This window comes from Bacillus sp. EB106-06-01-XG163 (assembly GCF_058791615.1).
In genome coordinates this window covers 200,987-227,953 of the sequence record NZ_JBYTDS010000005.1, presented here as the reverse complement: position 1 = coordinate 227,953, position 26,967 = coordinate 200,987, and the positions used below count along the sequence as shown (strand labels likewise).

The window sequence follows — 26,967 nt, the reverse complement described above, 5'->3', positions numbered from 1 at the left end:
CGTCAGAGGAGCTGGGTGATGAAGGTGGAACCGATTATTCACGTAATCGTCGGAGCGGCGGAATGGGGGCATGACCGTTTGAGATACAGACGGCACCGGCTGGCTGAATTTCTCGCCCGGCAAAAAGAAACGAAAAGCGTCATTTGGGTATGCCCGTCTCCGCGAGCCAATGATGGTCAAATGGTCGGGATCGCCGAGGGAATCCGGCAGTTCACTGTAAAGGATCTCATGCAGCAAAAAGCTTTCCGCTTCGGCAGGTATACAGACATGTGCTACAGGCATAAGCTTTCACCATTGGTGAACATGCTGAAGGAAGAAGGAGAAGGGGCCCGCTGCTGCTTATGGTACACCTTCCCCGGTTTTCCGCTGCTGGCAGATCTGTTTCCTTGGGATGAAGTGATTTACGATTGCAGTGATCTGTGGGCCGCTCCGATCAGCGGCCGGTCCGGGGTGCTGTCAAATGTTAGAAGAAACATCATTAAACAGGCGGAAATGAGAATCATTCAGCGTGCCGATTCCATTACGTGTACATCTGACTGTCTGCACCGGGAGGTCGGAAAAAAGCTGGAGAATCCGCACCAGAAAGTGTTCACCATTGAAAACGGAGTGGAATATGACCTGTTTTCACGGGAAAATAAACAGCCGGATGAAGACATTTTACGGGGACGGAACGGAACGGTTCTCGGTTTTATCGGCGGAATCAAACCGAAGCTCGATTTTGCGCTTATGGCGGAAACGGCAGATGTGAGGCATGACTGGACGATTTTATTGGTAGGCCCGAACACGGCTCAGGACGATCCGGATTTCAAGTCGCTTCTGGAGCGTCCGAATGTCATCTGGACGGGACCTGCCGCGCCGAATGAAGTGCCGTCCTATATGCAGCTTGTCGACATCGGCATCATGCCGTATAAAAATTCACCTTATAATGACGCGGTATTTCCGCTTAAGCTTTTTGAATTTTTAGCCGCCGGGAAACCGGTTGTCGGCTGCAACCTTTCTTCTACGTCAAAAATCAAAAGGCCTTTCGTCTATGAATACGTTGAAGGCAGTGACCCCGCAGATTTCATCGCGGCCTGCGACGCGCTTCTGGCAGCGGACCGCAGCGGATCATATGAGGCTTTGCGCCGTGAATTGGCCCGGAGACGGGATTGGAATGTTTTATTCGGCCGAATGCTCGAATGCACGGGTATATTGAAAAATGCGCAATCCCATTAAAAGGGAAAGCGCATTTTTTGATTTGCGTGTTTCTTTTTGATGATGCTTGTTATAATAACTAGTAAGAATTATAATGGAAGGAACGGTTCAATATCAGAAAAGACTTCATATAATTCCAAAGGAGACTTCTTTATGCTTGACGAACGCATGTTTCGCATAGTTGTTGCGTTTTTTGTCTCTCTGCTAACGGTTTTAATCCTAACTCCTATCGTAAAAAAAATTGCGATCAAAATAGGTGCAGTTGACCAGCCCAGCAACCGAAAAGTACATGATAAAATAATGCCCCGTATGGGCGGCCTGGCCATCTTTATCGGCGTAGCGGCGGGTGTGCTCGCGGCCGGTATATATAATGAAACGAAAATGACCGCCATTACAGTGGGTGCGTTTATTATTGTTATTTTAGGAATCCTCGATGATAAATACCAATTAAGCGCAAAGGTAAAGTTTTTCGTCCAGCTGGCCGTGGCCATTATGATTGTGAGCACGGGACTGAAAATGGACTTTTTCTCCGTACCGTTTTTAACGGAACGTTTAGAATTGGGATGGGTCGCTTACCCGCTGACTGTGTTATGGATCGTCGGTATTACGAACGCGATGAACCTGATTGACGGTTTGGACGGACTCGCTGCCGGCCTGTCGGTCATCGGACTCTCCACTATCGCCGTTATGGCGTTGTCCGGAGGGAAAATCCTTATTCTGTCACTTTCACTTGTCGTGATAGGAAGCACACTCGGATTTTTATTTTATAATTTTCACCCGGCAAAGATATTTATGGGAGATACCGGATCGCTCTTTCTCGGATACGTCATCTCAGTACTCTCATTATTAGGTCTTTATAAAAGTGTTACTTTATTCAGCATCATCATTCCGATCATCATTTTGGGCGTGCCGATTTTTGATACGACATTCGCCGTCATCAGACGGATTTTAAACAAACAGCCGATCTCAGCGCCTGATAAGTCACATATACACCACCGGCTGATGGCCTTCGGGCTGTCACACCGTACGGCTGTCATTATCATTTATTTAATCGGCTTTATTTTCAGCGTCAGTGCCATCCTGCTGAAAAGCGCGACCATATGGCTTTCGCTGTTTATTATTTTTGTATTGATTGTATTTATGCAAATCATAGCAGAGGTCACAGGGTTAGTAAATGAACAATTTAAACCATTTACCAAGTTTTACAAGAGATTGGTAAAGAAAAATTAAAAAGAGCAGATCATGCGAATGGTCTGCTTTTTTGTGGATTCTGCTATTCTCTTATTATATAAAAAAACCCGATCCTTCTCAAAGGATCGGGTTTACTCTTAATAGCCTGTTGTGCCGCCGGACTGTGTGCTGTCCGTACCGTTTGCACCGGCCGTACCGTTGGTTGAATCAGTCGTGCCGCTTGTTCCTGTGCTGCCGGAAGTCGAATCAGCCGTACCGCCTGTTCCTGTGCTGCCGGAAGTCGAATCAGCCGTACCGCCTGTTCCTGTGCTGTCGGAAGTCGAATCAGCCGTACCGCCTGTTCCTGTGCTGTCGGAAGTCGAATCAGTCGTACTGTCCGTTCCGGTGCTGTCAGAAGCAGGATCGGACGCCGTGCTGCTTCCGGACGGGTAATCCAGGTGTTTCTGCAATTCCTGCCGTACTTTTTCGAGATTGGTCGGATCGGGCTGGAAATAATACGTTCCGCCCGTAGACGCGGTTCCGCCGCCGCCTAAATATAAATCTGATCCTGTTATGGTCAGTGTATCAATCTTTTTGCTGGTAAAGCCGTTGTAAATCTGCTGAAGGGCGAGTCCTTCAGTGATTCGGATATTCGTTTGGACGTTATTGCTTGCTGTTTCAGCGATTTTATCGATTTTAGCAATATTTCCAGCCTTAGACATTTGGTCGATCAGTGCATTTAGGATTTGCTTTTGGCGGTCATTACGGCCGAAGTCTCCGCGTTTATCCTGCTTTCTCATGCGTGCGTAAGCCAGAGCCTGCTCACCGTTCAAATGCATGTTTCCTTTCTTGAAGTAGATCCGTTTCTTTTTACTGACGTCACTCATCTCGTCGAAGTCAAAAGGCACTTTTACATTGACTCCGCCGACTTCATCAATAACATCCTTAAAGCCGTTAAAATCGACAGTGACATACTTATCAATCGGTATGCCTAATAAGTCTTCGACGGTTGAGACGGTTTCATCCGCCCCGCCTTTAGCAAAAGCCGCATTGATTTTTGATTTTTTACCGGTTGTATCGCCGGCAAGCGTCACCCGCGTATCACGCGGAATACTCAGCATTTTCATTGTTTTATTTCTCGGATCAAGGGTAACGACAATAAGAGAGTCTGATCGTCCGCCTTTTCCGCTTGTGGCATAATTTTCGATCCCCATAAACAAAATGGAGAACGGTTTTTTCTTCATATCGATGACTTTATCCCGAAGTTTTGATTTGTCTCCGCGGGAAAGGGCATCATATGCATTATCTGCCGCATTGATCGTTTTGTATACTTTGTATCCGCCAAACCCGGCAGCGACTAACAAAACGAGGGTAAGCAGCAGCAAAATCCGTTTGAATATGATCTTTCGTTTGCTTTTCTTTTTCTTTCGAACACGCACTCTTACACGTTCAGCCATTACATTAGTCTCCTTTAGGGCTGACGTCTGTTTCTAAATACGTCAGTTCTCCCTCTGTATTCTTACTCTTGCCGTTCGTCAGTTCTGTCATCCATTTGATAAACGCTTCTTTGTCTTTTTCTTCAACGTACGTTTCAAATTCGACATGATCCGCATAATGGATATCTTTCAGTAAAAAAACTGACTCTCTCAGTTCGTTCTCTATCTTGCCGAGCCACGTATAATCCGCTGATGTATGCATAATCCGCATCAGCTTCCGCTCCGTAACTCCTATATGATTTAAGCCTTCAGACACTGACTTCCCATATGCACGAATCAATCCGCCTGCACCGAGCTTTATTCCGCCGAAATACCGGGTAACCACCGCGCAGGTATCTTTCAGACCGCGTTTTTTCAGCACTTCCAGCATGGGGACGCCGGCTGTGCCGCTTGGTTCTCCGTCATCATTCGCCTTTTGTATATGGTCGGTTTCGCCGATCAGATAAGCTGAGCAGTTATGAGTCGCATTCCAGTGCTGTTTTTTTATCTTTTGTATAAATTCCTGCGCTTCCTCTTCAGAAGCAGCACGGCTCAGGTGACAGATAAAACGCGATTTTTCAATCACAATCTCATGTTCACCCGTTTCTTTAACTGTTAAATAGCTGTGCAGCATGATTGCTGGACCCTCCTGACAAGCATTAAAAGACTTGTTTCTACAAATTCGAACAGACTTTAGAATTTTTGCGCATATTTTGGTATCATGAAAGAGTAAGATACTATATAAAAATGTTTTTTTCTAGAATATACGCATTCTTTCATTATAATTCGACATAAATTGCAGTTCAATTACATTTATAATAAAAATACATAACAACACCGTTACGGAGGGAGACAGATGAATAAATCGAAGATGGACTCCAAAGTTTTGGATTCTATACTTATGAAAATGCTGAAAACCGTGGACGGGAGCAAGGACGAGGTTTTTCAAATCGGAGAGCAGTCGCGCCAGCAATATGAGCAGCTGGTTGAAGAACTCAAACAGATCAAACAGCAGGTCTACGAAGTCATTGAGCTGGGCGACAAACTTGAAGTTCATACGCGGCACGCACGAAACCGCTTGTCTGAAGTAAGCAGAAATTTCCATAAGTTCAGCGAAGAAGAAATTCGCAACGCCTATGAAAAGGCGCACAAACTTCAAGTGGAACTGACGATGATCCAACAGCGTGAAAAGCAGCTGCGGGAGCGCAGAGATGATTTAGAACGCCGGCTTTTGGGGCTTCAGGAAATCATTGAACGGTCAGAATCTTTGGTCAGCCAAATAACCGTCGTTCTGAATTACCTGAATCAAGACCTTCGCCAAGTAGGGCTTCTTCTTGCCGATGCGCAGGCTAAACAAGATTTCGGTTTAAGAATCATTGAAGCCCAAGAGGAAGAAAGAAAAAGAGTTTCCAGAGAAATTCATGACGGTCCCGCGCAAATGCTGGCAAATGTGATGATGAGATCGGAATTAATTGAACGGATCTTCCGCGACCGCGGCACGGAGGACGGATTTCAGGAAATCAGAAATCTACGGCAGAATGTGCGGAATGCCCTTTACGAAGTCAGAAGGATTATATATGATTTAAGACCGATGGCATTGGACGATCTCGGGCTGATTCCGACACTGAGAAAATATCTTTATACAACTGAAGAATACAACGGAAAGGTGAAAATACATTTTCAGTGTATCGGAGACACGGAGAACCAAAGGCTTGCCCCGCAATTTGAAGTGGCGCTTTTCCGTCTCGCTCAGGAAGCCGTCACAAATGCACTCAAGCATTCAGAATCAGAGGAAATTACAGTAAAAGTGGAAGTAACCGCTGATTTTGTCGTTCTCATCATTAAGGACAACGGAAAAGGCTTTGATATTAAGGATGCTAAACAAAAGAAAAACAAATCATTCGGCTTGCTGGGAATGAAAGAAAGAGTAGATCTGCTTGAAGGAACGATAACGATAGACTCTAAAATAGGTCTTGGGACATTTATCATGATTAAGGTTCCGTTATCTCTCGGCCTATAATTTGTTAAATAGAGCCAAAAGACATATTGACCGAACAGCGGCGTATATAGAACAATAGGATAAGGAGGCGTAGCGTGTGACTAAAGTAAATATTGTTATTATCGACGACCATCAACTATTCCGTGAGGGTGTAAAAAGAATATTGGATTTTGAACCTACCTTTGAAGTGGTAGCAGAAGGTGACGATGGAGATGAGGCGGCTCGAATCGTCGAGCATTATCATCCCGATGTTGTCATAATGGACATCAATATGCCGAATGTAAATGGAGTAGAGGCTACTAAACAGCTTGTTGAGCTGTACCCTGAATCTAAGGTGATTATCCTCTCCATCCATGATGATGAAAACTATGTGACTCATGCTTTAAAAACAGGTGCAAGAGGCTATCTCCTGAAAGAGATGGACGCAGATACTTTAATCGAAGCAGTGAAAGTGGTAGCCGAGGGCGGTTCTTACCTTCACCCGAAAGTAACCCACAATCTTGTCAACGAATTCCGCCGTCTTGCGACAAGTGGAGTTTCTGCTCATCCTCAGCATGAGGTTTACCCGGAAATCCGGAGACCATTACATATATTAACGAGACGGGAATGTGAAGTGCTGCAAATGCTTGCAGACGGAAAAAGCAACCGCGGAATCGGTGAATCATTGTTTATCAGTGAGAAAACAGTGAAAAACCACGTGAGTAATATTTTGCAGAAAATGAACGTTAATGACCGGACACAAGCCGTTGTCGTGGCCATTAAAAACGGCTGGGTAGAGATGCGTTAGTCATGTGTGAGAAGACTTGCCTGTTATGGCAAGTCTTTTTTTACAGCTGCATATCTATTAAAATACTTATTAAGTACTTAATAAGGCAGGTAAAGTGATGAAGATTGCAGTTGTAACAGACAGTACAGCATATATTCCGAAAGAGATGAGAGAAGAACATCATATTCATATGATCCCTCTCCAAGTGGTTTTCGGTGAAAAAACATTCCGCGAAGAAACAGAACTCGACTGGAGAAGTTTTTATAAAGAAGTAAAAAATCATGATGAGCTGCCGACTACGTCTCAGCCTTCTTTCGGTGAATTAATCGCATTGTACGAAGAACTGGGCAAAACATATGATGCAGTCATAAGCATACATTTGTCCAGCGGAATCAGCGGAACATATAACAGCGCCGCCTCGGCAAACACTATGGTTGATCATATTAAAGTTTATCCCTTTGATTCAGAGATCAGCTGTTTGGCACAAGGGTTTTATGCGTTAAAGGCAGCACAGCTCATTAAAGACGGTGTTGACTCACCGGAAGAGATTATAAAAGAGCTGGAAGAAATGAAAAAAACAGTCCGTGCGTATTTTATGGTGGACGATTTATCACACCTCCAGCGGGGCGGGCGTCTAAGCAGTGCTCAGGCTTTTATCGGCGGTCTGTTAAAGGTAAAGCCTATTCTTCATTTTGACAATAAGGTAATTGTTCCTTTTGAGAAGATTCGGACACGCAAAAAAGCGATTTCGAGAATTTTTGAGCTGTTTGGGGAGGATGCAAGTAAAGGAATCCCGATGCGGGCCGCTGTCATCCATGCAAACAGGGAAGAAGAAGCGGCGGCTATTATACAGGAGTTAAGCGGTAAATATCCTCATGTCGAATTCTATAACAGCTATTTCGGTGCCGTGATCGGAACCCATTTGGGCGAAGGCGCCATCGGAATCGGCTGGTGCTTTAAAAACTAAGTGAAAATCTCCGTTTTCAAGGGCGGAGATTTTTTTATTTTTTAATTTTCGCAATTCGACAAGTGGGTTCCCGACAAGGCATACTTTGAGCAGAAAGGAGGCAGGGAGATGTCCGAAGGTGCTTCAGAATTTTCAGAGGTGCGGGATTTCTTTTACGGCCGGCATTTATTGAGATCTGAGATACCGTTTTCAGACCAGCGCATTAAGCGTTTTACAGAAAAAGAATATATAACGGCCGAGCCGTCAATCATCCGCCGGAAAAATCGTTACGTCTGCCAACGATGCGGTCAGTCTGATCAAGCCTGCTTTGCGGCATTTTGGGCGCCCTCTGCCAAAAGGCAGATTACCTATTGCCGTGCCTGTGTCGTGATGGGAAGGGCTGATGAACTGACATCATTATATTCTTGGAATCAAGCCCATGAAAACAGCTGGGAGCCTGTAAAGCTTTCTTGGGAAGGAACACTGACAGACGGACAGAAGCGGGCGGCCGCCGCGCTTACAGATGCGATAAAAGAGAGACAAGAGCTGTTAGTATGGGCGGTTTGCGGATCGGGGAAAACAGAGATGCTGTTTCCGGGTATCGAGTTTGCGCTGAATCACGGTTTGCGCGTCTGTGTCGCGACTCCGCGTACAGATGTCGTACTTGAACTGCTGCCGAGACTGAAAAAAGCATTTGAGAAAGTCGAAGTTTCTGCTTTGTACGGCGGCAGCGAGGACAAAGGCCGTCTGACCCCGTTAATGATTTCAACCGCTCACCAGCTGATGCGCTACCGAGACATTTTTGATGTCATGATAATAGATGAAGTAGATGCGTTTCCTTTTTCAGCCGATGAGACATTAAGATTCGCTGTTGATAAAGCGAGGAAGAAAAACAGCGCCCTTGTTTATGTAACGGCAACTCCTTCAGACACATTAAAAAAGAAGGCTGAAGCCGGTTTGCTGAAAAGCGTCCGCATACCGGCCAGATATCATCGGAAACCCCTCCCGGAGCCGCGTTTTTTGTGGTGCGGAAATTGGAAGAAGAAGCTTCAGAAAGGAAAACTGCCGCGCTCTGTAACCGATTGGGTCCGCCAAAAACTTCAATCACAGCTGCCGGTTTTCTTATTCGTTCCGTCTGTACACGTATTGAAAAAGACAACGGATTATTTTCAGAAATTAAACATACGGGCAGAAGGCGTACATGCGGAAGACACATTCAGAAAGGATAAAGTGAAACGGTTCAGAGACGGCGGGCTTGACCTGCTGGTAACGACTACGATTTTAGAAAGAGGGGTTACCGTGCCCAAAGTTCAGACATGTGTCCTCGGCGCAGAAGCACCTATCTTTACCGAGAGCGCGCTCGTACAGATCGCGGGCAGAACGGGAAGGCATTATAAACATTTCAGCGGTGATGTCGTCATGTTTCATTTCGGAATTACAAACGGAATGAAAAAAGCAAAAAAACATATAGAACATATGAACAAATTGGCACAAAAAAGTAAATTGTTGGACTAGTTAATTTCAGAAAACATGATACAGTATACTCATACTTTCCTATGAGGAGCTGTCAGCATGCTTGTCAATTCAAAAGAAATCGTATTAAAGGAACTTCTCGACCGCCATATGTCTCAGCTTAATATGAAATGCACATGCCGGGTATGCAAAAATGATGTACTGGCACTTTCACTTAACCGGGCTGAACCGGCATATGTTACAGATAAAAAGAAAGTTGCTTATGCAAAAGCAGAGATAGTTGATAAACAGAAAAATACGGCGCTGCTTGTCATTCTGGCTGAATCAGCGGCGATTGTTTCGGTTAATCCAAGCGAGTTCTGTGAAACTCGGGAAGGGGCGTAATATCTCTGAATTGTTTATTGTGTGACTCACCAATTTCAAGTTCATTGACTTGGAGATCTCTGTTTTCTCTGGCGCCCGAGCAAGAGATATGCAGCATATGCAGCAGCCAATTCGAAAAAATTGAAGGCCCCGTATGCAGTATATGCGGGAGGCCTCAGGAGTCAAATGAAAAATGCGCTGATTGTGCGGCCTGGGAATCAAAAACGGAAAAGCGCTTTTTGCTGCGGCAAAACCGTTCGGTATATTTATATAATGATGCGATGAAGGACTCATTGGCCCGTTTTAAATTCAGGGGTGATGCGAAAATCATTCAAGCATTTGAACGTGACTTTGCTGTCGGCTTTAAAGCGGCATATCCATCAAATACACATACTCTCATCCCTATTCCGCTGAGCGGCGAACGGCTGGCGGAACGCGGATTCAATCAATCCGAGCTGCTGGCCTCTCTGCTCGGAATGCCTGTCATTTCCCCCCTCATCCGACTGAACAACGAAAAACAATCCAAAAAGAGCAAAACAGATAGGCTGTCTGCAGAAAAAAAGTTTTCAGCAGCCGAAAACTCCGCCGAAGGTATGAACGTCATTTTAATAGATGATATTTATACGACGGGCGCCACACTTCACCAAGCCGCCGAAGTCCTGCTGACAGCGGGCAAAGCGTCATCGGTCTCCTCTTTTACTTTAATCAGGAGCTAAATCATTCTTTTTTTCTGCCGATATAATTGATAGAAATATAAGGCAGATTAAAGAAGGAATAGGAGTTAATACGATGGGTGAATTGGCAAATTGTCCAAAATGCAATGCTTTATTTTTTAAAACGAACCTGCAGACCGTGTGCCAGGCATGTATTAAAGAAGAAGAAAAAGCATTTGAAACCGTCTATAAATTTTTGAGAAAGCAGATCAACAGACAGTCGACGATGCAGCAGATCACTGAGGAAACAGGTGTGGATGAAGAGCTGATCCTCAAGTTTATCAAACAAAAAAGAATTCAGATCAGCCAGCTTCCGAATTTGGCATATCCTTGCGAAAGGTGCGGAAATCCAATCAGGACGGGGAAATTTTGCAAGTCCTGTCAGACAGATATTGAGTCGCAATTAGACCATATGAACCAAAAAACAGCCGCTGAATTCGAAGATAAAAACAGTACAAAAGACACATACTATGCCTATAATACCAAAAACACCTGATTCCCTAAACTAACTGATAACGCAGTCGATAAAAGAATTAGACTGCGAACAGAAAGCGAGAGGAATCCTATGAAAATCAATCAGTACGGAACACAATCCGTTAATCCATACCAAAAAAATTACGAAAAGCAAGCCGTACAAAAAGAGGCTGCAAAGCCGAAGGACAAAGTGGAAATTTCTTCTCATGCAAAAGAGCTTCAAAATGCGTCAGATGCGGTCACTAAAACACGACAGGAAAAAATCGCTCAGCTTAAAGCGGATATAGAGAGCGGAACATATAAAATAGATTCAAACAGCATCGCTGAAAATATAGTAAATTTCTATAAAAAGCAATAAAAAGGAGAAAGCCAATGTCAGCAAAGCCAATTATTGATCAACTGAAGCGACTTTGCGCACTGCATGAACATCTGCTCACGCTGTCTGAGGAGAAAACGGAAGCGCTGAAAGCAGGTAAAACAAAAGAGCTCTCCAACATATTGACCAAAGAGCAAAAGTATATTCAGGCAATCGGGCAGACTGAGGAAGAACGAATCAGGTTAACTTCTCAGTTTCTCAGCCGCGGTGAGGACAATACAATTGCTGCATGCATCTCCAGAACTTCAGGCAGTGAAAAACAGGAGCTTGAAGGGTTATTTCACTCTTTGTCTGCGCTTCTTGACCGTCTGAAAGAAGTGAATGAGATGAACAAACAGCTCACGATTCAGGCTTTACAATTCATCTCCGGGGCATTCGATATGATCATGCCGGGTGAAAAAGAGAATATGAATTATAAAGAGCCGCAAGCGGCGCGCAAGCCTGTCAGCCGTTTGACATTATTCGATTCAAAAGCTTAGAACGGAGGATTTTCAATGCCATCGACTTTTATGGGGCTGGAAACAGCAAGGCGTGCATTGAGTGCGCAGCAGACTGCATTGAGCACAGTTTCAAATAACGTTGCAAATGCAAATACAGAAGGATACACGAGGCAGCGCGTCACATTACAATCGACGAGCCCTTATCCCGCAGTATCAAAAAACAGTGATCTGACGGCCGGCCAAATCGGAACAGGAGTAAAAGCCGGTTCAGTTGAGCGCGTCAGAGACAGTTTTTTAGACTATCAGTACAGAACTGAAAATACAAAATTAGGGTACTATACAGCCCGTTCCAATTCATTGTCGCAAATGGAAGGCGTCATGAAAGAGCTTGACGATAACGGATTAAACGGATCGCTCAGTTCGTTTTGGAATGCCCTTCAGGATCTGGCGACGAATCCGGAAAATACGGGAGCGCGCTCAGTTTTGCAGGAGCAGGGGAAATCTCTTGCCGAAAGTTTTAACTATATATCTACCTCTTTGACTAACATTCAGGGTGATATTAAAAAGAACCTGGATAACACAGCGGATCAGGTCAATTCCGTTCTCAATCAGCTGAATGACCTTAACAATCAAATAGCGGCAGTTGAGCCGAGCGGTATGCTCCCTAATGATTTGTATGACCAAAGAGACAGATTGATTGATCAATTATCTTCTATGGCAAACATTAAAGTTTCATATAATAAGTCGGGCGGACATGCCTTGGCGACTGCTGAGGGCACGGTTAACGTCGAATTGCTGAACGGAAACAACAATTCTCTCGGTACGCTGCTCGACGGTAACACAAAAACAGTTTCAGAAATGAAAATCAACTACGATAAGGACAGCGGCCTCGTGTCGAGTGTGTCAGTCGGCAGCAGTACGGTCAATGCGGATGCATTTACCGGAAAAGGCTCACTCTTAGGTCTTATTGAATCATACGGCTATATGTCAAACGGAGAAGAAAAAGGTCTTTATCCTGAAATGCTGACGGCTCTTGACAATATGGCGCTATCCTTTGCTGACGCGTTTAATGCAGTTCATGAAAAAGGGAAGACCTATACAGGCGAACAGGGTGCAGCATTTTTTGATTTCAGCGGTGATGAAGCGGTGCCGGCAAAAGGTGCGGCTGCGAAAATAAAAGTCAGTGACAAAATTCTTGCGTCTACTGATAATATCGCAGCGTCGTTAAACGGAGAAAAAAGTGACGGCACAAACGCGACAAATCTTGCAGCTGTACAGAACAGCAAGCTGACTATTAACGGTGAAACCACTACAATTAATGACTTTTATGAATCCCTTATCGGAAAGCTGGGCGTTAATTCACAAAAAGCGGCCAATCTTATGAACAACTCTGAAAGCAACACCCTTTCAGCCGATGAACGGAGACAATCAGTCAGTGCAGTGTCTTTAGATGAGGAAATGACAAATATGATTCAGTTTCAGCACGCTTATAATGCGGCTGCGCGGATCATAACGATGCAGGATGAAATATTCGATAAAATTATTAACGGTATGGGCACCGGAGGAAGATAGGAGATAAGTAAATGAGAGTAACTCAAGGGATGATCGCAAAAAATTCTCTTCGATTTATCGGCTCAAGTTATGACAAGCTCGATCGGCTTCAGCAGCAAGTGTCTACGGGGAAAAAAATCACGAAAGCTTCTGATGATCCGGTCGTTGCAATGAAGGGAATGCAGTACCGTACTCAGCTTGCGCAGGTAAACCAGTATCAGCGGAATGTTTCGCAAGGTTTTACATGGCTGGAAAACTCGGAATCAAGCGTAAACTCGGAAACGGATATTATGGGGAAAATCCGGGACTTGATGGTTCAGGCGAAAAGTGACTCGAACGGTGAAACAGAATTGAAAGCAATCGGTACAGAAATCGGCCAGCTGAAAAAGCAGCTCGTTTCTGTCGCGAATACTCAGGTAAACGGACGTTATCTGTTTAACGGAACAAATTCAGACGTCCCGCCGATCACTGAAAATGCCGACGGCACATATACGTACAACTATGAGAATTATACAGGTGCTTCGGATGTTAACATCAACATCTCGAACGGAGCAGTGTTGAAAGTGAATTCTGATCCGAACTCAGCTTTCGGAGGCGTCGCACAAAATGGAGATAATGTATTTGAATTTCTCAACTCCTTAGAAGCTTCTTTAAGCAAAGGCACGCTGTCCGAAGCAGATTCAAATCAAATTCTGTCAGATATCGACGGTTTTACTGACAAAATGAATGCTGAAAAATCCAATATCGGCGCACGCACAAACCGATTGGAACTCATTCAGACAAGATTGGAATCACAAGCGGCAACCGCTGAAAAAGTATTGTCCGATAATGAAGATGTAGAAATGGAAGATGTAATTGTTGATTATTTATCTCAACAGACGGTTCATAGAGCAGCGCTGTCAGTGAATGCGAACATCATTCAGCCGTCACTGATTGACTTCCTGAAATAATATAACTGATCGTCTTCAATATATAAAAAAAGCGACTCACAACAGGGAGATCGCTTTTTTTACTAAAATACTATAAACAGGAGGGATCTCTGTGCAGATGCCGAGATTGATTATTGACAGTGTGCCTGCTAAAATCGGTATAACCTTTCAAAAGGAAGAAATCGAGATGGAACAGCCGCCCGCTGACCTGGAAATTGAGCAGCCGCCGGCAGAGCTGAACATAGAAAGCACGCCGGCCAAACTGACGATTGACCAGACGAGGGCGTGGGAGAACTTGAATCTCAAATCATTTGAAAAGCTGAACGCTGAAGCCGCCCAGAAAGGTGCGGAAGCCTGCAGCGAGTTTATTGCAAAAACAGTCAGGGAAGGGAAGGAAATGGCGGCTATCGAAAAGAAAACGGGCAATGTGATGGCCCGGCAGGCAGCAGATGTCAGACCGCCCGATCCATTTGGCGAATTCAGCGACTTTCTGCCTGCGCAGTTTCTCGTCGACATTGACTGCATTCCTTCAAAGCTTACGATTGATATTGAAGCCCGCAAACCTTCAATTGAAGCAGCCGTCAATAAACCTGTATGGAATTATACGCCGGGGAAAGTTCAGATTGATATGATGCAAGACCCTGAGGTGACGATTTCGGTTGACGATGGCAACGCAGAATAAAAGATGAAAGTGGTAAAGGATTGTGAAGCATGATAATTAAAACAAAATATCACGGAGAAATCAGAATAGACGAAGGGCAGATTATCTCATTTGAAAACGGCCTGCCGGGATTTAATGACGAGACTCAATTTGTTGTTCTTCCTTTGTCGGAAGATTCACCGTTTTTGGCGCTGCAGTCTGTGAAACAGGAGCATATCGCCTTTATTGTCGCCAGTCCGTTTATTTTCTTTAAAGGGTACGAATTTGACATTGACCATGCGACGCTTGAGCTTTTGCACATTGAAGATATAGAGGACGTCGAAGTGATGGCGATTTTAACGCTGGAAGAGCCTTTTGAAAACACGACCGCCAATTTAAAAGCGCCGATTATCGTCAATAAAAAGGAAATGAAGGCGAAACAAATCATTTTACATGATGCTTCCTATGAAACAAAACATCTGATAGGAGGAGGATCATGCTAGTTCTCTCAAGAAAAGTGAATGAATCCATTCAGATCGGGCCGGATATTGAAATAAAGGTGATCGCCATCGAAGGAGAACAAGTAAAGCTGGGAATTGAAGCGCCTCAGCACGTAGATATTCATCGGAAAGAAATCTACTTGTCGATCCTGGAAGAGAACAACAGAGCCGTATCTTTTAATACTGATTTATTACTTAACCTATCCTCACAAAAAAAGTGAGGATTTTTTTATTTTCAATATAAACAATAGAAGCGGCCATCCGATATATATAGTGTAGCCAATGAGAGGAAAAATTTTCTTCGGAAATGACGCTGCGCAAATGCACAAGGACGTGCGAAAAACAATTCAAGGAGGAAATACAAAATGAGAATCAACCACAATATCGCGGCTCTTAACACTAGCCGTCAGCTGAATGCAGGTTCAAACTCTGCTGCAAAAAATATGGAAAAATTATCTTCAGGTCTTCGCATTAACCGCGCTGGTGATGACGCTGCGGGTCTTGCGATCTCTGAAAAAATGCGTTCTCAAATCCGCGGTTTAGACATGGCGTCTAAAAACGCTCAAGACGGAATCTCTCTTATCCAAACGGCTGAGGGTGCATTAAACGAAACTCACAGCATTCTTCAGCGTATGAGCGAGCTTGCTACACAAGCGGCTAACGACACGAACACTACTTCTGACCGAGCTGAGTTACAAAAAGAAATGGATCAGCTTTCTTCTGAAGTAACTAGAATTTCTACAGATACAGAATTCAACACAAAGAAACTACTTGATGGCACAGCAACTGACCTGACTTTCCAAATCGGTGCTAATGAAGGTCAAACTATGAAGCTTTCAATTAATAAAATGGATTCTGAAAGTCTTGCTGTTGGGGATGCTACTAAAGGAATTGATATCTCTACTTCTGCGGAGGCAGCATCTACTGCTCTTACAACAATCAAAACAGCTATCGACACAGTATCTAGCGAGCGCGCTAAACTTGGTGCGGTTCAAAACCGTTTAGAGCACACAATCAACAACCTTGGTACTTCTTCTGAGAACCTGACTTCTGCTGAATCACGTATCCGTGACGTAGACATGGCTTCTGAGATGATGGAGTACACGAAAAACAACATCCTTACTCAGGCTTCTCAAGCTATGCTTGCGCAAGCTAACCAACAGCCTCAGCAAGTTCTTCAATTGCTGAAAGGTTAATGACGGAAAGATCCTGGTTCTCCAGGGTCTTTTTTTTGTTTCTTCAGCTATCTCCCCCTTCATCATGCCCAAGAACCCTATTGACAAAATGAAACATTATATTTTGCAGTTAAATTATTGAAAACCTTTTAATATGACCGATATAAGAATAAGATCATACATTTATGGAGCTGTGATATGATAAACAGTCGGAAACTCACTGTTGTCATAGAGCCGTCTACGACTAAACGCCGAAAAGGAGAGGGTACATATGGTCACAAGAATCACAGGCCTTAATTCCGGTCTTGATGTAGATTCTCTGGTGAAAAAACTAATGGATGCCGAAAAGCAGCCGCTTAATAAATTAAACCAGCAAAAGCAGACGCTTGAATGGAAGCGCGATGCTTATCGGGAAATGAATACCCAGATTGCCGACATGTATTCTACTACATTTAATAATATGCTGATGTCCACAAACTGGAATAAAAAAACAGTAACAAGTTCGGATTCCAGTGTCAGCGCGACGGCCGTCAGTGCTGAACAGAATATTTCAACGAGCATGTCTGTACAGCAGCTGGCTACGCCGACGACTTATAAATCATCAGGGGCCATCAATTTCACTTCAGGTCAGAGCCAAACATTGAAATTCAATGTCACAAATCCGGGTGAAACGAAGCCGACTGAGGTAAACGTCACGATCGCCGCAACCGATACGATTGACGATGTCATTTCCAAACTGAACAGCTCGGGTCTCGGAGTGACGGCTTTAAAAGAGAAAATTTCCAACGGCACGGATTATGTGGATACGATTGCGTTCACTTCCAATAAAACGGGGGAAGGATTTACCCTTGCCGCAGGTGATGACGCAACCAAAAGCTTTCTGAAAGATCAGCTCGGTTTTGCCGTTGATGATGCAACAAATGAACTGACGGCCAATGCCGAAGGGAAAAACGCGAAGTTTACGTTCAACGGGCTTGAAATGACAAAAACGTCAAATAACTTTACGATCAACGGCATCAAATACACGCTGAACAGCGTGACGGACAGCAATAAAACGGTTACGATTAACAGCACGACTGATACGGACGGCATTTTTGACAACATTAAAGATTTCGTTGATAAATACAATACGTTAATTAAAAGTGCAAACGAGAAGGTAACAGAATCAAAATACCGCGATTATAAGCCGCTAACTGATGAACAAAGAGAAGCGATGACCGATAAGCAGATTGAGCAGTGGGAGGCAAAGGCTAAAAGCGGGTTATTACGGAGCGACAGCACGCTGCAGAACGGTTTGGCTGAGATGCGGCTTGATCTGTACTCAACGGTTACGATTGACGGAAAAAAATATCAGCTTGCCGATTTCGGTATAGAGACGTCTAGTTTTAATGATCAAGGAAAGTTTGGAAAGCTTGTCATTAAAGACGAAGCGAAACTGAAACAGAAAATTACCGAGAACCCCTCTCTCGTGGCTAAACTGTTTAATGCAGACAGTACAAGTACGATTACAGACAGCTCAACCGGTAAGACTATCAAAAACCCGGAGGAGCAGGGGATTGCCCGGAGATTAAAAGACACATTAAACAAAATGCAGACTCAAATTTCAAAACAGGCGGGTACAGAAAGCTCGGTATCATCCAGCTTTGCCATCGGAAAAAGTTTGAATGAAATAGAAACAAATATTTCCAATATGAAAACGAAGCTGGATGACATTGAATCGAGATATTATAAAAAGTTCAGCGCACTGGATACGGCATTGGAGAAATTGAACAGCCAATCTTCATATCTCACGTCAATGTTAGGATCTTCAACATCATAACCTTGGAGGTTTTATAAAAATGGCAATAAATAATCCTTTTGCTGCTTATCAGCAGACATCCGTCTTTACAGCCGCTCCGGAAGAGCTGACCCTTATGCTTTATAACGGCTGCCTGCGATTCATTAAGCTGGCAAGGCAGGCGATGAAGCAAAACAACCTTGAAGCCAAAAATGAAAATATCGTAAAGGCGCAAAACATCATTCAAGAGCTCAGCATCACGTTAAACCGGGAGATTGAGATTTCTGAACAGATGTCATCCATTTATGATTACATCCGCCGCCGGCTGATCGACGCGAACGTGCAGAATAACGGAGAATTTTTAGATGAAGCGGAAAAGCTCGTTACTGAATTTCGCGACACGTGGAAGCAGGCCATGCAGAGTGAACGGAAAAACAGCCATGGCGCGGGCGGCCTTGCCTGATGAACAGCAATGTCTTTTCTTTGTATAACGAAACGAAGAACATGTACGCCGCACTGAAGGACGCCCCGGAGAGCGATGGTCTCATCAGCAGCGTTACGGCATTTACGGAGAAAAGGGAGGAGATGCTTGCGGGCATAAAGCCGCCTTTTTCCGAAGAAGAAAAAACGCTGCTTCAGCAGGTGGCCGCGATGGACCGTCTGATTACCGGCGAAGTGAAACGGATTCAGGATGGTATCCGAAATGAAATAAAAACGCTTAAGAAAAAACGAATCTACCATAATACGTATTTCAATCCGTATCATCAAACGACAAGTGACGGCCGTTATTACGACAAACGCAAATAGGTGAGTGTTTTGAGAAGTTTGAACGATTACCATTTGGTGTCAGCCTATTACCAGCTTCTTTTTACGATTGATGAGGGGCTTTGCTACCTGTTGGACACGCAGGATGATTTTTTTAAGACGGAGGGCGAGCGGATTTACAACGATTTGATTCAGGCTTTTTTTCATCTCGATTCCTCTCATGCGCTTCTGCTGTCTATCATTGAGTGCCGATGCGTGGAGACGGCGATCCGCTCATTTGACGAGATCTTTCAGGATTTCAGCATGTTAAATGATTATGATTTCCCGTCCGCACCTTTTCAGGAGTTTTTAAAAACCATCTTTCTGCCGCATTATAAGCTGTGGATGGAGCAGACGCACGACTGCATCAAACCGTATGTTCTTCACTAGACCTGCTGCAAGCGGCAGGTCTTTTGCCTGCGTCCTCCGCATATACTTATAATCCTGGCGGAAGCTGCCGGATAAAACCGACACCATTCGTCATCGTTCACCGAATTTACACATTATTTTAACGTTTCAGCAGGGATCAGAAGGGGTAAAAGAGAAATAGTTACATATCCTTAGATAAAGGGAGGCGTTCTTTGATGAACTACAATATCAGAGGAGAAAACATTGAGGTTACACCTGCGTTAAAGGATCATGTGGAGAGAAAAATCGGCAAGCTGGAGCGATATTTCGAGCAGAGCGTCAATGCCGATGTGAACGTCAACTTAAAATTCTATAATGATAAGGAATCTAAAGTTGAAGTCACCATTCCGATGACTGATCTGGCGCTTCGTTCCGAAGTGCATAACGAGGATATGTACAATGCAATTGATCTCGCAACAAACAAGCTGGAACGTCAAATCCGAAAGCACAAAACAAAAGTCAACCGAAAATTCCGCGAGCAGGGTCTTCCGAAACATTATTTCGAGAACGGCAGCGCTGCTGATACGGGCGTAGCGGTTCAGGACGAAATTGAAGATGACAGCCCGGAAATTGTCCGTCAAAAGCGTTTTAATTTAAAACCGATGGATAATGAAGAAGCGATTCTCCAAATGAATATGCTCGGACATAATTTCTTCGTATTCACCAACGCGGAGACGAATCTCACAAACGTCGTTTACCGCAGAAATGACGGCAAATACGGATTAATTGAACCGACTGAATAAACCCATCCAGCCTTCCGTGAACGCGCGGAAGGTTTTTCTCTATCTTTACCTGCAAATTCTTTGGAAATGGCAAAAGGTATGTTATGATAATGAGAGGTATACATGGACAGAAAATTATCATTTATTCCATGCAAAATCTGCATGTGAACATAGAGGAGCGTTATAGATGCTTGGGATTTTAAATAAAATGTTTGATCCGACCAAACGTGCGCTGAACAAATACGAAAAAATAGCAAATGACATTGATGCCGTAAGAGGAGATTATGAAAATCTCTCTGACGAGGCGCTTAAACATAAAACGGCAGAATTTAAAGAGCGGCTTGAAAAAGGAGAAACGACGGATGACCTTCTTGTCGAAGCGTTTGCCGTCGTTCGTGAAGCTTCCCGCCGCGTAACCGGTATGTTCCCGTTTAAAGTGCAGCTGATGGGGGGCATCGCCCTTCATGAGGGGAACATTTCCGAAATGAAAACAGGGGAAGGGAAAACGCTGACGTCCACGCTTCCCGTGTATTTAAATGCGTTGACGGGAAAAGGCGTTCACGTCGTAACGGTCAACGAATATCTGGCGAGCCGTGATGCCCAGCAAATGGGAGAGATTTTTGCGTTTCTCGGGCTTACAGTCGGCCTGAACCTGAATTCGATGTCAAAAGACGAAAAACGCGAAGCTTACGCAGCCGATATCACGTATTCAACGAACAATGAACTCGGCTTTGATTATTTGCGTGACAACATGGTGCTCTATAAAGAACAAATGGTGCAGCGCCCGCTTCATTTTGCCGTTATTGATGAAGTCGATTCAATTTTAGTCGATGAAGCGAGAACGCCATTGATTATTTCCGGACAAGCTCAGAAGTCCACAAAACTGTACGTGCAGGCAAATGCGTTTGTCCGCACACTCAAGAAAGATCAGGATTATACGTATGACGTCAAAACGAAGGGCGTTCAGCTGACGGAAGAAGGAATGACGAAGGCTGAAAAAACGTTCGGCATCGACAACCTGTTTGATGTCAAAAACGTGGCCTTGAACCACCATATCAACCAGGCTTTAAAAGCCCATGCGGCGATGCAGAAAGACGTGGATTATGTTGTTGAAGACGGCCAGGTCGTCATCGTTGATTCCTTCACCGGCCGTCTGATGAAAGGACGCCGCTACAGCGAAGGTCTTCACCAGGCAATTGAGGCGAAAGAAGGCCTGGAGATTCAAAATGAAAGCATGACATTGGCGACGATTACGTTCCAAAACTATTTCCGTATGTACGAAAAGCTGGCCGGTATGACCGGTACCGCAAAAACGGAAGAGGAAGAATTCCGCAATATTTATAACATGCAGGTTGTATCCATCCCGACCAACCAGCCGGTCATCCGTGACGACCGTCCGGACTTGATCTACCGCTCAATGGAAGGGAAATTCAAGGCGGTGGCGGAGGATGTCGCCCAGCGCTACATGACCGGACAGCCGGTTCTTGTCGGTACGGTTGCCGTTGAAACGTCTGAATTGATTTCTAAACTTCTGAAAAACAAAGGGATTCCGCATCAGGTGCTGAATGCCAAAAACCATGAGCGTGAAGCTCAGATTATTGAAGAAGCGGGACAAAAAGGCGCTGTCACGATTGCGACCAACATGGCGGGACGCGGAACCGACATTAAACTCGGCGAAGGCGTAAAAGAGCTTGGCGGCCTTGCAGTCGTCGGTACGGAACGCCACGAATCCCGCCGGATTGACAATCAGCTCCGCGGACGTTCAGGACGTCAGGGAGACCCGGGCATCACACAATTTTATCTTTCAATGGAAGATGAATTGATGCGCCGTTTCGGAGCTGAACGGACGATGGCGATGCTTGACCGGTTCGGTATGGATGACTCCACGCCGATTCAGAGCAAAATGGTGTCACGCGCTGTGGAATCATCTCAAAAACGTGTCGAAGGAAACAACTTTGATTCACGTAAACAGCTTCTTCAATATGACGACGTGCTCCGTCAGCAGCGCGAAGTCATTTACAAGCAGCGTTTTGAAGTCATCGACTCTGAAAACCTGCGTGACATTGTGGAAGGCATGATCAAGTCTTCTCTGGAGCGTGCGATTGCCGCTTATACGCCGAAAGAGGAGCTTCCGGAAGAATGGAATCTTGACGGCCTCGTGGAGCTGGTGAATTCAACGTATCTTGATGAAGGCGCACTTGAAAAGAGCGATATCTTCGGAAAAGAACCGGATGAAATGCATGAGATGATCATGGACCGCATCATGACAAAATATAATGAAAAAGAAGAGAATTTCGGCACAGAGCAGATGCGTGAATTTGAAAAAGTCATCGTATTGCGTGCCGTTGATTCAAAATGGATGGATCATATTGATGCGATGGATCAGCTGCGTCAAGGGATTCACCTCCGCGCTTATGCGCAGACAAATCCGCTGCGTGAATATCAAATGGAAGGCTTCGCAATGTTTGAGCACATGATTGAGTCCATTGAGGACGAAGTTGCGAAATTCGTCATGAAGGCCGAGATTGAAAGCAATCTGGAACGCGAAGAAGTTGTTCAGGGCCAAACGACGGCTCATCAGCCGCAGGACGGCGATGAGGCCAAACAAGCGAAAAAAGCGCCGGTGCGAAAAGTTGTGGATATCGGACGCAACGCGCCTTGCCATTGCGGCAGCGGAAAAAAATATAAAAATTGCTGCGGCCGGACAGAATAGTCTCGACTGTATGAAGCGAACATGACCGGGTCTGCGTCTTATGGCGCCCCGGATCTTTTAATGAGGTGAATGGAATGGAATTATCAGAAATCAGGGCAGAGCTCGAAAATATGGCTTCTCGTTTAGCGGACTTCAGGGGGTCTCTTTGACCTCGAATCAAAGGAAGCCCGCATTGCAGAATTAGATGAAAAGATGGCGGAACCGGAATTCTGGAATGACCAGCAGAAGGCCCAAACCGTCATCAATGAAGCGAACGGTCTGAAAGAATACGTGAACTCCTATCATCAGCTGAGCGAGTCTCACGAAGAGCTGCAAATGACACATGATCTTTTAAAAGAAGAACCTGACCAGGACCTTCAGCAAGAGCTTGAAAAAGAGCTGAAGTCATTAACGAAGGAATTGAATGAATTTGAGCTTCAGCTGCTGCTCAGTGAACCATATGACAAAAACAACGCGATTTTAGAACTTCATCCGGGGGCCGGCGGTACGGAATCCCAGGACTGGGGTTCCATGCTGCTCAGAATGTATACCCGCTGGGCGGAAAGACGCGGTTTCAAAGTTGAAACGCTTGATTATCTCCCGGGAGATGAAGCAGGAATTAAGTCTGTCACACTGCTCATTAAAGGCCACAATGCATACGGCTATTTAAAAGCGGAAAAAGGCGTACACCGTCTCGTGCGGATTTCTCCATTTGATTCATCAGGCCGCCGTCACACGTCATTCGTGTCATGTGAAGTCATGCCTGAATTCAATGAAGAAATCGACATTGATATTCGTACCGAAGATATTAAAGTTGATACGTACCGGGCGAGCGGTGCCGGCGGACAGCACGTCAATACGACTGATTCAGCCGTTCGGATCACCCACCTCCCGACAAATGTAGTCGTCACGTGCCAGACGGAACGTTCACAAATCAAAAACCGCGACCGGGCGATGAAAATGCTCAAAGCGAAGCTGTATCAGCGCAGAATTGAAGAACAGCAGGCGGAGCTTGACGAAATCCGCGGCGAACAGAAAGAAATCGGCTGGGGCAGCCAAATCCGCTCGTACGTCTTCCATCCGTACTCCATGGTGAAAGATCACCGCACCAATACCGAAATGGGGAACGTGCAGGCGGTTATGGACGGAGATATCGATATCTTCATTGACGCCTATTTACGTTCTAAACTGTCGTAATCCGGGAACACACCTGCCTTTGGCAAGGTGTGTTTTTTTATCCGTTCTCTTTTTCCATTTTTCACAACAGCGCTTTAGCAAATTAATACGGTATTTGGCTGTTATTTACTTCTAAGCCGGGAAGACTTAAAATGCTATCGAGAGAAAATCGGAGAACGGAGGATTTTGCATGGATGTGAATCACAATAAGCCGCTCCGTCTGATCAAAGATTATATATACATCATGATCGGCGCGGCGATTACGGGGATCGTGTTTAACGTATTTTTGCTGCCGAACCGTATAGCAGCGGGGGGAGTAAGCGGGATCAGCACCATTTTAGAAACGTTTGGTTTTGAACCGGCTTACGTGCAGTGGATTATTAACATCCCTTTGTTTATCGCCGGAGTGATCATTCTCGGCGGGAAGTTCGGAATGAAGACACTGGCCGGTTCCATCGTTCTGCCGCTCGCCGTCTATTTAACAAGAGATCTGCCTGCCGCGACGACCCATGAACTGCTGGCGGCGATTTTCGGAGGCGTCGGGATCGGAACGGGAATCGGCATCGTGTATCTCGGCAAAGGCTCCACGGGGGGAACGGCTCTGGCGGGCCAGATCATTCACAAATACACGGGGCTGTCGCTGGGAACGTGCCTCGCCATCATGGACGGATTAATTGTGCTGAGCGCGATGATCGTTTTCGGAGTGGAGCAGGGACTGTATGCGATGCTCGGGGTATTTATTTCAAGCAAAACGATTGATGTCGTGCAGGTCGGGTTCAACCGCTCCAAAATGGCTTTAATTATTACGCAGCATGAAGAAGCCGTCAGATCGGCTGTGTTTAAAGAAATCGACAGGGGTGTGACGAAGATTTCCGCAGTCGGCGGGTATACGGAACATGACCGTCCGATCTTAATGTGTGTCGTTGGCCAGACCGAATTCACAAAACTGAAACAAATCGTCAAACAGATTGATGAGTCAGCCTTTGTCATTGTCGCAGACGCAAGCGAGGTGCTCGGCGAGGGTTTCAAACGCGCGTAAACGGGGTTATAATAGCGAAGGGGTGCATCTTACATATGAAATCAAAATGGGCGCTGCTGGCGCTGGTTCTGACCATGTCCGTCCTGCTGGCGGCATGCGGCGGTTCCAATGAATCGAAAAAAGAAAGCTCTGACAGTTCAGGCGGGTCAAAAGCATCTGCGTCAGCAGGAGAAGAGCTTTATCAGCAAAGCTGTATCGGCTGCCACGGAAAAGACTTAGAAGGCGGCGGAGGCCCGAATTTACAGGAAGTCGGCGGGAAGTATGATGAAGCTAAAATTGAAAGCATCATTAAAAACGGACGCGGCAATATGCCGAGCCATCTTGTAAATGATAAGGAAGCCGCTGAGATCGCAAAATGGCTGTCACAGAAAAAATAACAGAAAAACCTTGCCTGTTATAGGGGCAAGGTTTTTTCACGGTCTGGGAATGAAAAGAAACTGTAATAGTAATATGTCTAAATTTGACGTATAATGAAGTGTACTGAGGAAAAGGAACTTTCAGATTTTTCATCTGTTTCCTGGTAAACCGGCCATAAACCGCAGTATTTTTACGAACTCTATGGCTGCAAGACATAATTAAAAGATTAGGTGATTTCATGATAGAGATGAAAGAAGTATATAAATCCTATCCGAACGGTGTAAAAGCGATTAACGGGCTGTCAGTCATGATTCATCCCGGAGAATTTGTATATGTCGTGGGACCGAGCGGAGCCGGTAAATCTACTTTTATTAAAATGATTTACAGAGAAGAAAAGCCGACAAAAGGACAAATATTGATTAATCATAAAGATCTCGCGTCTGTAAAAGAAAAAGAGATTCCTTTCGTGCGGCGTAAAATAGGTGTTGTTTTCCAAGATTTTAAACTTCTTCCGAAACTGACGGTATTTGAAAACGTCGCGTTCGCGCTTGAGGTGATCGGAGAGCAGCAGTCCGTTATTAAAAAACGCGTGCTCGAAGTGCTCGATCTTGTGCAGCTGAAGCATAAAGCGCGGCAGTTTCCCGACCAGCTTTCCGGAGGAGAACAGCAGCGTGTTTCCATCGCAAGATCCATCGTCAACAATCCTGACGTCGTGATAGCTGACGAACCGACGGGCAACCTTGATCCGGTAACATCATGGGAAGTCATGAAGACGCTGGAAGAGATTAATAACCGCGGAACGACCGTCGTGATGGCGACACACAATAAAGAAATAGTAAACACCATGAAGAAACGGGTCATCGCGATCGAAGACGGAATTATTGTGCGTGATGAGTCAAGAGGGGAGTATGGTTCTTATGATTAAAATTCTCGGGCGCCATTTGCGTGAGAGTTTTAAATCTCTCGGAAGAAACACATGGATGACATTTGCATCCATCAGTGCCGTTACCGTTACATTGATTTTGGTCGGCGTGTTTTTAGTCATTATGCTGAATTTAAACAACATGGCTAAAAATGCTGAAAAAGAAGTGGAAATTAAAGTATTAATCGATCTGACGTCCAATAAGAAAACGCAGGATACGCTGCAGAATGAGATTAAAGACATCTCGGGAATCCAAAGCGTAGAGTTTTCATCTAAAGATAAAGAGCTTGATCAATTGGTCAAAAGCTTCGGCGACAGCGGAAAGGCCATGAAAATGCAAGATCAGGAAAACCCGCTGAACAACGCGTTTATCGTCAAAACGACAGATCCGCATGATACGCCGAAAGTCGCGAAAAAAATTGAAAAGCTGGATCATGTGTATAAAGTGACATACGGGAAAGAAGAAGTCAGCCGTCTGTTTAAGATCGTCGGGGTGTCACGCAACATCGGGATTGCGTTAATCATCGGCCTTCTGTTCACGGCGATGTTCTTAATTTCAAATACGATTAAAATCACGATTTTCGCCAGAAGAAAAGAGATTGAAATCATGAAGCTTGTCGGCGCGACAAACTGGTTTATCCGCTGGCCGTTCTTCCTGGAAGGGCTGCTGCTGGGGGTATTCGGTTCTATCATACCGATCGCTCTCGTGCTGAGTACGTACCAGTCGATGGTCGCTTGGGTGGCCCCGAAAGTTCAGGGATCATTTGTTTCACTTCTGCCGTACAGTCCGTTTGTGTTCCAAGTATCACTTGTGCTCATTCTGATCGGCGCGGTTATCGGAGTATGGGGAAGTCTGACTTCCATCCGGAAATTCCTTCGTGTATAA

30 protein-coding genes are annotated in these 26,967 nt (G+C 45.0%); 28 read left to right on the top strand and 2 right to left on the bottom strand.

Annotated elements, in window-relative coordinates:
• Window positions 1–18: 18 nt before the first annotated feature.
• Together tuaH and AC3WTF_RS08690 are read left to right on the top strand one after the other, a co-directional pair.
• On the top strand, window positions 19–1,215 hold the full coding sequence (gene tuaH, locus AC3WTF_RS08695) for a teichuronic acid biosynthesis protein TuaH (protein ID WP_492314235.1): 1,197 nt from the start codon (window positions 19–21) through the stop codon (window positions 1,213–1,215).
• Window positions 1,216–1,347: 132 nt separating this feature from the next.
• Entirely contained in the window at window positions 1,348–2,424 is a 1,077-nt protein-coding gene (locus AC3WTF_RS08690; protein WP_003151382.1) for a glycosyltransferase family 4 protein, read from the top strand.
• A gap of 98 nt (window positions 2,425–2,522) precedes the next feature.
• On the opposite strand, the gene AC3WTF_RS08685 is transcribed toward AC3WTF_RS08690, so the two are convergent.
• Both AC3WTF_RS08685 and AC3WTF_RS08680 read right to left on the bottom strand, forming a co-directional pair.
• Window positions 2,523–3,821, bottom strand: coding sequence for an LCP family protein (locus AC3WTF_RS08685; RefSeq protein WP_047936253.1), 1,299 nt, complete (start codon window positions 3,819–3,821; stop codon window positions 2,523–2,525).
• A 4-nt stretch (window positions 3,822–3,825) separates the two neighbouring features.
• Complete coding sequence (locus AC3WTF_RS08680; RefSeq protein WP_007407485.1) at window positions 3,826–4,473, bottom strand: YigZ family protein; 648 nt, start codon at window positions 4,471–4,473, stop codon at window positions 3,826–3,828.
• A 222-nt stretch (window positions 4,474–4,695) separates the two neighbouring features.
• Between AC3WTF_RS08680 and degS the strand changes: the two genes are divergently transcribed.
• The 26 genes from degS to ftsX all read left to right on the top strand — a co-directional run bounded on the left by degS (window position 4,696) and on the right by ftsX (window position 26,967).
• Complete coding sequence (gene degS / locus AC3WTF_RS08675; RefSeq protein WP_007407484.1) at window positions 4,696–5,859, top strand: two-component sensor histidine kinase DegS; 1,164 nt, start codon at window positions 4,696–4,698, stop codon at window positions 5,857–5,859.
• A 76-nt stretch (window positions 5,860–5,935) separates the two neighbouring features.
• Window positions 5,936–6,625: a two-component system response regulator DegU gene (degU, locus tag AC3WTF_RS08670; protein WP_003219701.1), complete on the top strand. Its 690-nt coding sequence runs from the start codon at window positions 5,936–5,938 to the stop codon at window positions 6,623–6,625.
• Between the two features lie 97 nt (window positions 6,626–6,722).
• Entirely contained in the window at window positions 6,723–7,571 is an 849-nt protein-coding gene (locus AC3WTF_RS08665) for a DegV family protein (protein ID WP_007407483.1), read from the top strand.
• Window positions 7,572–7,679: 108 nt separating this feature from the next.
• The gene (locus AC3WTF_RS08660; RefSeq protein ID WP_047936252.1) at window positions 7,680–9,065 is read left to right on the top strand and encodes an ATP-dependent helicase ComFA; all 1,386 of its coding nucleotides are present in this window, start codon (window positions 7,680–7,682) and stop codon (window positions 9,063–9,065) included.
• 57 nt (window positions 9,066–9,122) lie between these two features.
• Window positions 9,123–9,407, top strand: coding sequence for a late competence protein ComFB (gene comFB / locus AC3WTF_RS08655; protein ID WP_492314234.1), 285 nt, complete (start codon window positions 9,123–9,125; stop codon window positions 9,405–9,407).
• Window positions 9,408–9,412: 5 nt separating this feature from the next.
• A complete protein-coding gene (locus tag AC3WTF_RS08650; protein ID WP_492314236.1) occupies window positions 9,413–10,102 on the top strand; it encodes a phosphoribosyltransferase family protein in 690 nt (229 codons plus the stop codon).
• 73 nt (window positions 10,103–10,175) lie between these two features.
• On the top strand, window positions 10,176–10,595 hold the full coding sequence (locus AC3WTF_RS08645) for a TIGR03826 family flagellar region protein (RefSeq protein WP_025285352.1): 420 nt from the start codon (window positions 10,176–10,178) through the stop codon (window positions 10,593–10,595).
• A gap of 69 nt (window positions 10,596–10,664) precedes the next feature.
• Window positions 10,665–10,931, top strand: a complete 267-nt coding sequence (gene flgM / locus AC3WTF_RS08640) for a flagellar biosynthesis anti-sigma factor FlgM (protein WP_003151393.1) — start codon at window positions 10,665–10,667, stop codon at window positions 10,929–10,931.
• 14 nt (window positions 10,932–10,945) lie between these two features.
• Entirely contained in the window at window positions 10,946–11,428 is a 483-nt protein-coding gene (locus tag AC3WTF_RS08635) for a flagellar protein FlgN (protein WP_003151394.1), read from the top strand.
• Window positions 11,429–11,443: 15 nt separating this feature from the next.
• The gene (gene flgK, locus AC3WTF_RS08630; RefSeq protein ID WP_047936250.1) at window positions 11,444–12,961 is read left to right on the top strand and encodes a flagellar hook-associated protein FlgK; all 1,518 of its coding nucleotides are present in this window, start codon (window positions 11,444–11,446) and stop codon (window positions 12,959–12,961) included.
• Between the two features lie 11 nt (window positions 12,962–12,972).
• The gene (gene flgL, locus AC3WTF_RS08625) at window positions 12,973–13,890 is read left to right on the top strand and encodes a flagellar hook-associated protein FlgL (protein WP_003151396.1); all 918 of its coding nucleotides are present in this window, start codon (window positions 12,973–12,975) and stop codon (window positions 13,888–13,890) included.
• Window positions 13,891–13,981: 91 nt separating this feature from the next.
• Entirely contained in the window at window positions 13,982–14,551 is a 570-nt protein-coding gene (locus AC3WTF_RS08620; RefSeq protein ID WP_032867077.1) for a DUF6470 family protein, read from the top strand.
• 29 nt (window positions 14,552–14,580) lie between these two features.
• Window positions 14,581–15,012 carry a flagellar assembly protein FliW gene (fliW, locus tag AC3WTF_RS08615; protein WP_007407475.1) on the top strand — a complete coding sequence of 144 codons (432 nt, stop codon included), beginning with the start codon at window positions 14,581–14,583 and terminating at the stop codon, window positions 15,010–15,012.
• Window positions 15,006–15,230 (top strand): carbon storage regulator CsrA, encoded by a 225-nt coding sequence (csrA, locus tag AC3WTF_RS08610; protein ID WP_003151402.1) that lies wholly within the window; start codon window positions 15,006–15,008, stop codon window positions 15,228–15,230. Before fliW ends, csrA begins: the two co-directional genes overlap by 7 nt.
• A 144-nt stretch (window positions 15,231–15,374) precedes the next feature.
• A complete protein-coding gene (gene hag, locus AC3WTF_RS08605) occupies window positions 15,375–16,205 on the top strand; it encodes a flagellin Hag (protein WP_038460035.1) in 831 nt (276 codons plus the stop codon).
• 250 nt (window positions 16,206–16,455) lie between these two features.
• Window positions 16,456–18,003: a flagellar hook-associated protein 2 gene (locus AC3WTF_RS08600; RefSeq protein WP_129003550.1), complete on the top strand. Its 1,548-nt coding sequence runs from the start codon at window positions 16,456–16,458 to the stop codon at window positions 18,001–18,003.
• 19 nt (window positions 18,004–18,022) lie between these two features.
• On the top strand, window positions 18,023–18,424 hold the full coding sequence (fliS, locus tag AC3WTF_RS08595) for a flagellar export chaperone FliS (RefSeq protein WP_003151407.1): 402 nt from the start codon (window positions 18,023–18,025) through the stop codon (window positions 18,422–18,424).
• Window positions 18,424–18,768, top strand: a complete 345-nt coding sequence (fliT, locus tag AC3WTF_RS08590; RefSeq protein ID WP_007407472.1) for a flagella biosynthesis regulatory protein FliT — start codon at window positions 18,424–18,426, stop codon at window positions 18,766–18,768. Before fliS ends, fliT begins: the two co-directional genes overlap by 1 nt.
• Before the next feature lie 9 nt (window positions 18,769–18,777).
• A complete protein-coding gene (locus tag AC3WTF_RS08585; RefSeq protein WP_003151412.1) occupies window positions 18,778–19,155 on the top strand; it encodes a DUF8042 domain-containing protein in 378 nt (125 codons plus the stop codon).
• A gap of 194 nt (window positions 19,156–19,349) precedes the next feature.
• Window positions 19,350–19,916: a ribosome hibernation-promoting factor, HPF/YfiA family gene (hpf, locus tag AC3WTF_RS08580; protein ID WP_003151413.1), complete on the top strand. Its 567-nt coding sequence runs from the start codon at window positions 19,350–19,352 to the stop codon at window positions 19,914–19,916.
• Between the two features lie 166 nt (window positions 19,917–20,082).
• Entirely contained in the window at window positions 20,083–22,608 is a 2,526-nt protein-coding gene (secA, locus tag AC3WTF_RS08575; protein ID WP_007407469.1) for a preprotein translocase subunit SecA, read from the top strand.
• Between the two features lie 74 nt (window positions 22,609–22,682).
• Window positions 22,683–23,784, top strand: a protein-coding gene (gene prfB, locus AC3WTF_RS08570; RefSeq protein ID WP_096034905.1) for a peptide chain release factor 2 whose coding sequence is annotated in 2 segments (ribosomal slippage) — window positions 22,683–22,754 and window positions 22,756–23,784 — 1,101 coding nt in all. Because the reading frame shifts where the segments join, the coding sequence is not laid out codon by codon here.
• A 169-nt stretch (window positions 23,785–23,953) separates the two neighbouring features.
• Entirely contained in the window at window positions 23,954–24,802 is an 849-nt protein-coding gene (locus AC3WTF_RS08565; RefSeq protein WP_129003552.1) for a YitT family protein, read from the top strand.
• A gap of 35 nt (window positions 24,803–24,837) precedes the next feature.
• Window positions 24,838–25,179, top strand: a complete 342-nt coding sequence (gene cccB / locus AC3WTF_RS08560; RefSeq protein ID WP_007614074.1) for a cytochrome c551 — start codon at window positions 24,838–24,840, stop codon at window positions 25,177–25,179.
• 218 nt (window positions 25,180–25,397) lie between these two features.
• Complete coding sequence (ftsE, locus tag AC3WTF_RS08555; protein WP_007407465.1) at window positions 25,398–26,084, top strand: cell division ATP-binding protein FtsE; 687 nt, start codon at window positions 25,398–25,400, stop codon at window positions 26,082–26,084.
• On the top strand, window positions 26,077–26,967 hold the full coding sequence (gene ftsX / locus AC3WTF_RS08550; RefSeq protein ID WP_007407464.1) for a permease-like cell division protein FtsX: 891 nt from the start codon (window positions 26,077–26,079) through the stop codon (window positions 26,965–26,967). The genes ftsE and ftsX overlap by 8 nt, the downstream gene beginning before the upstream one ends.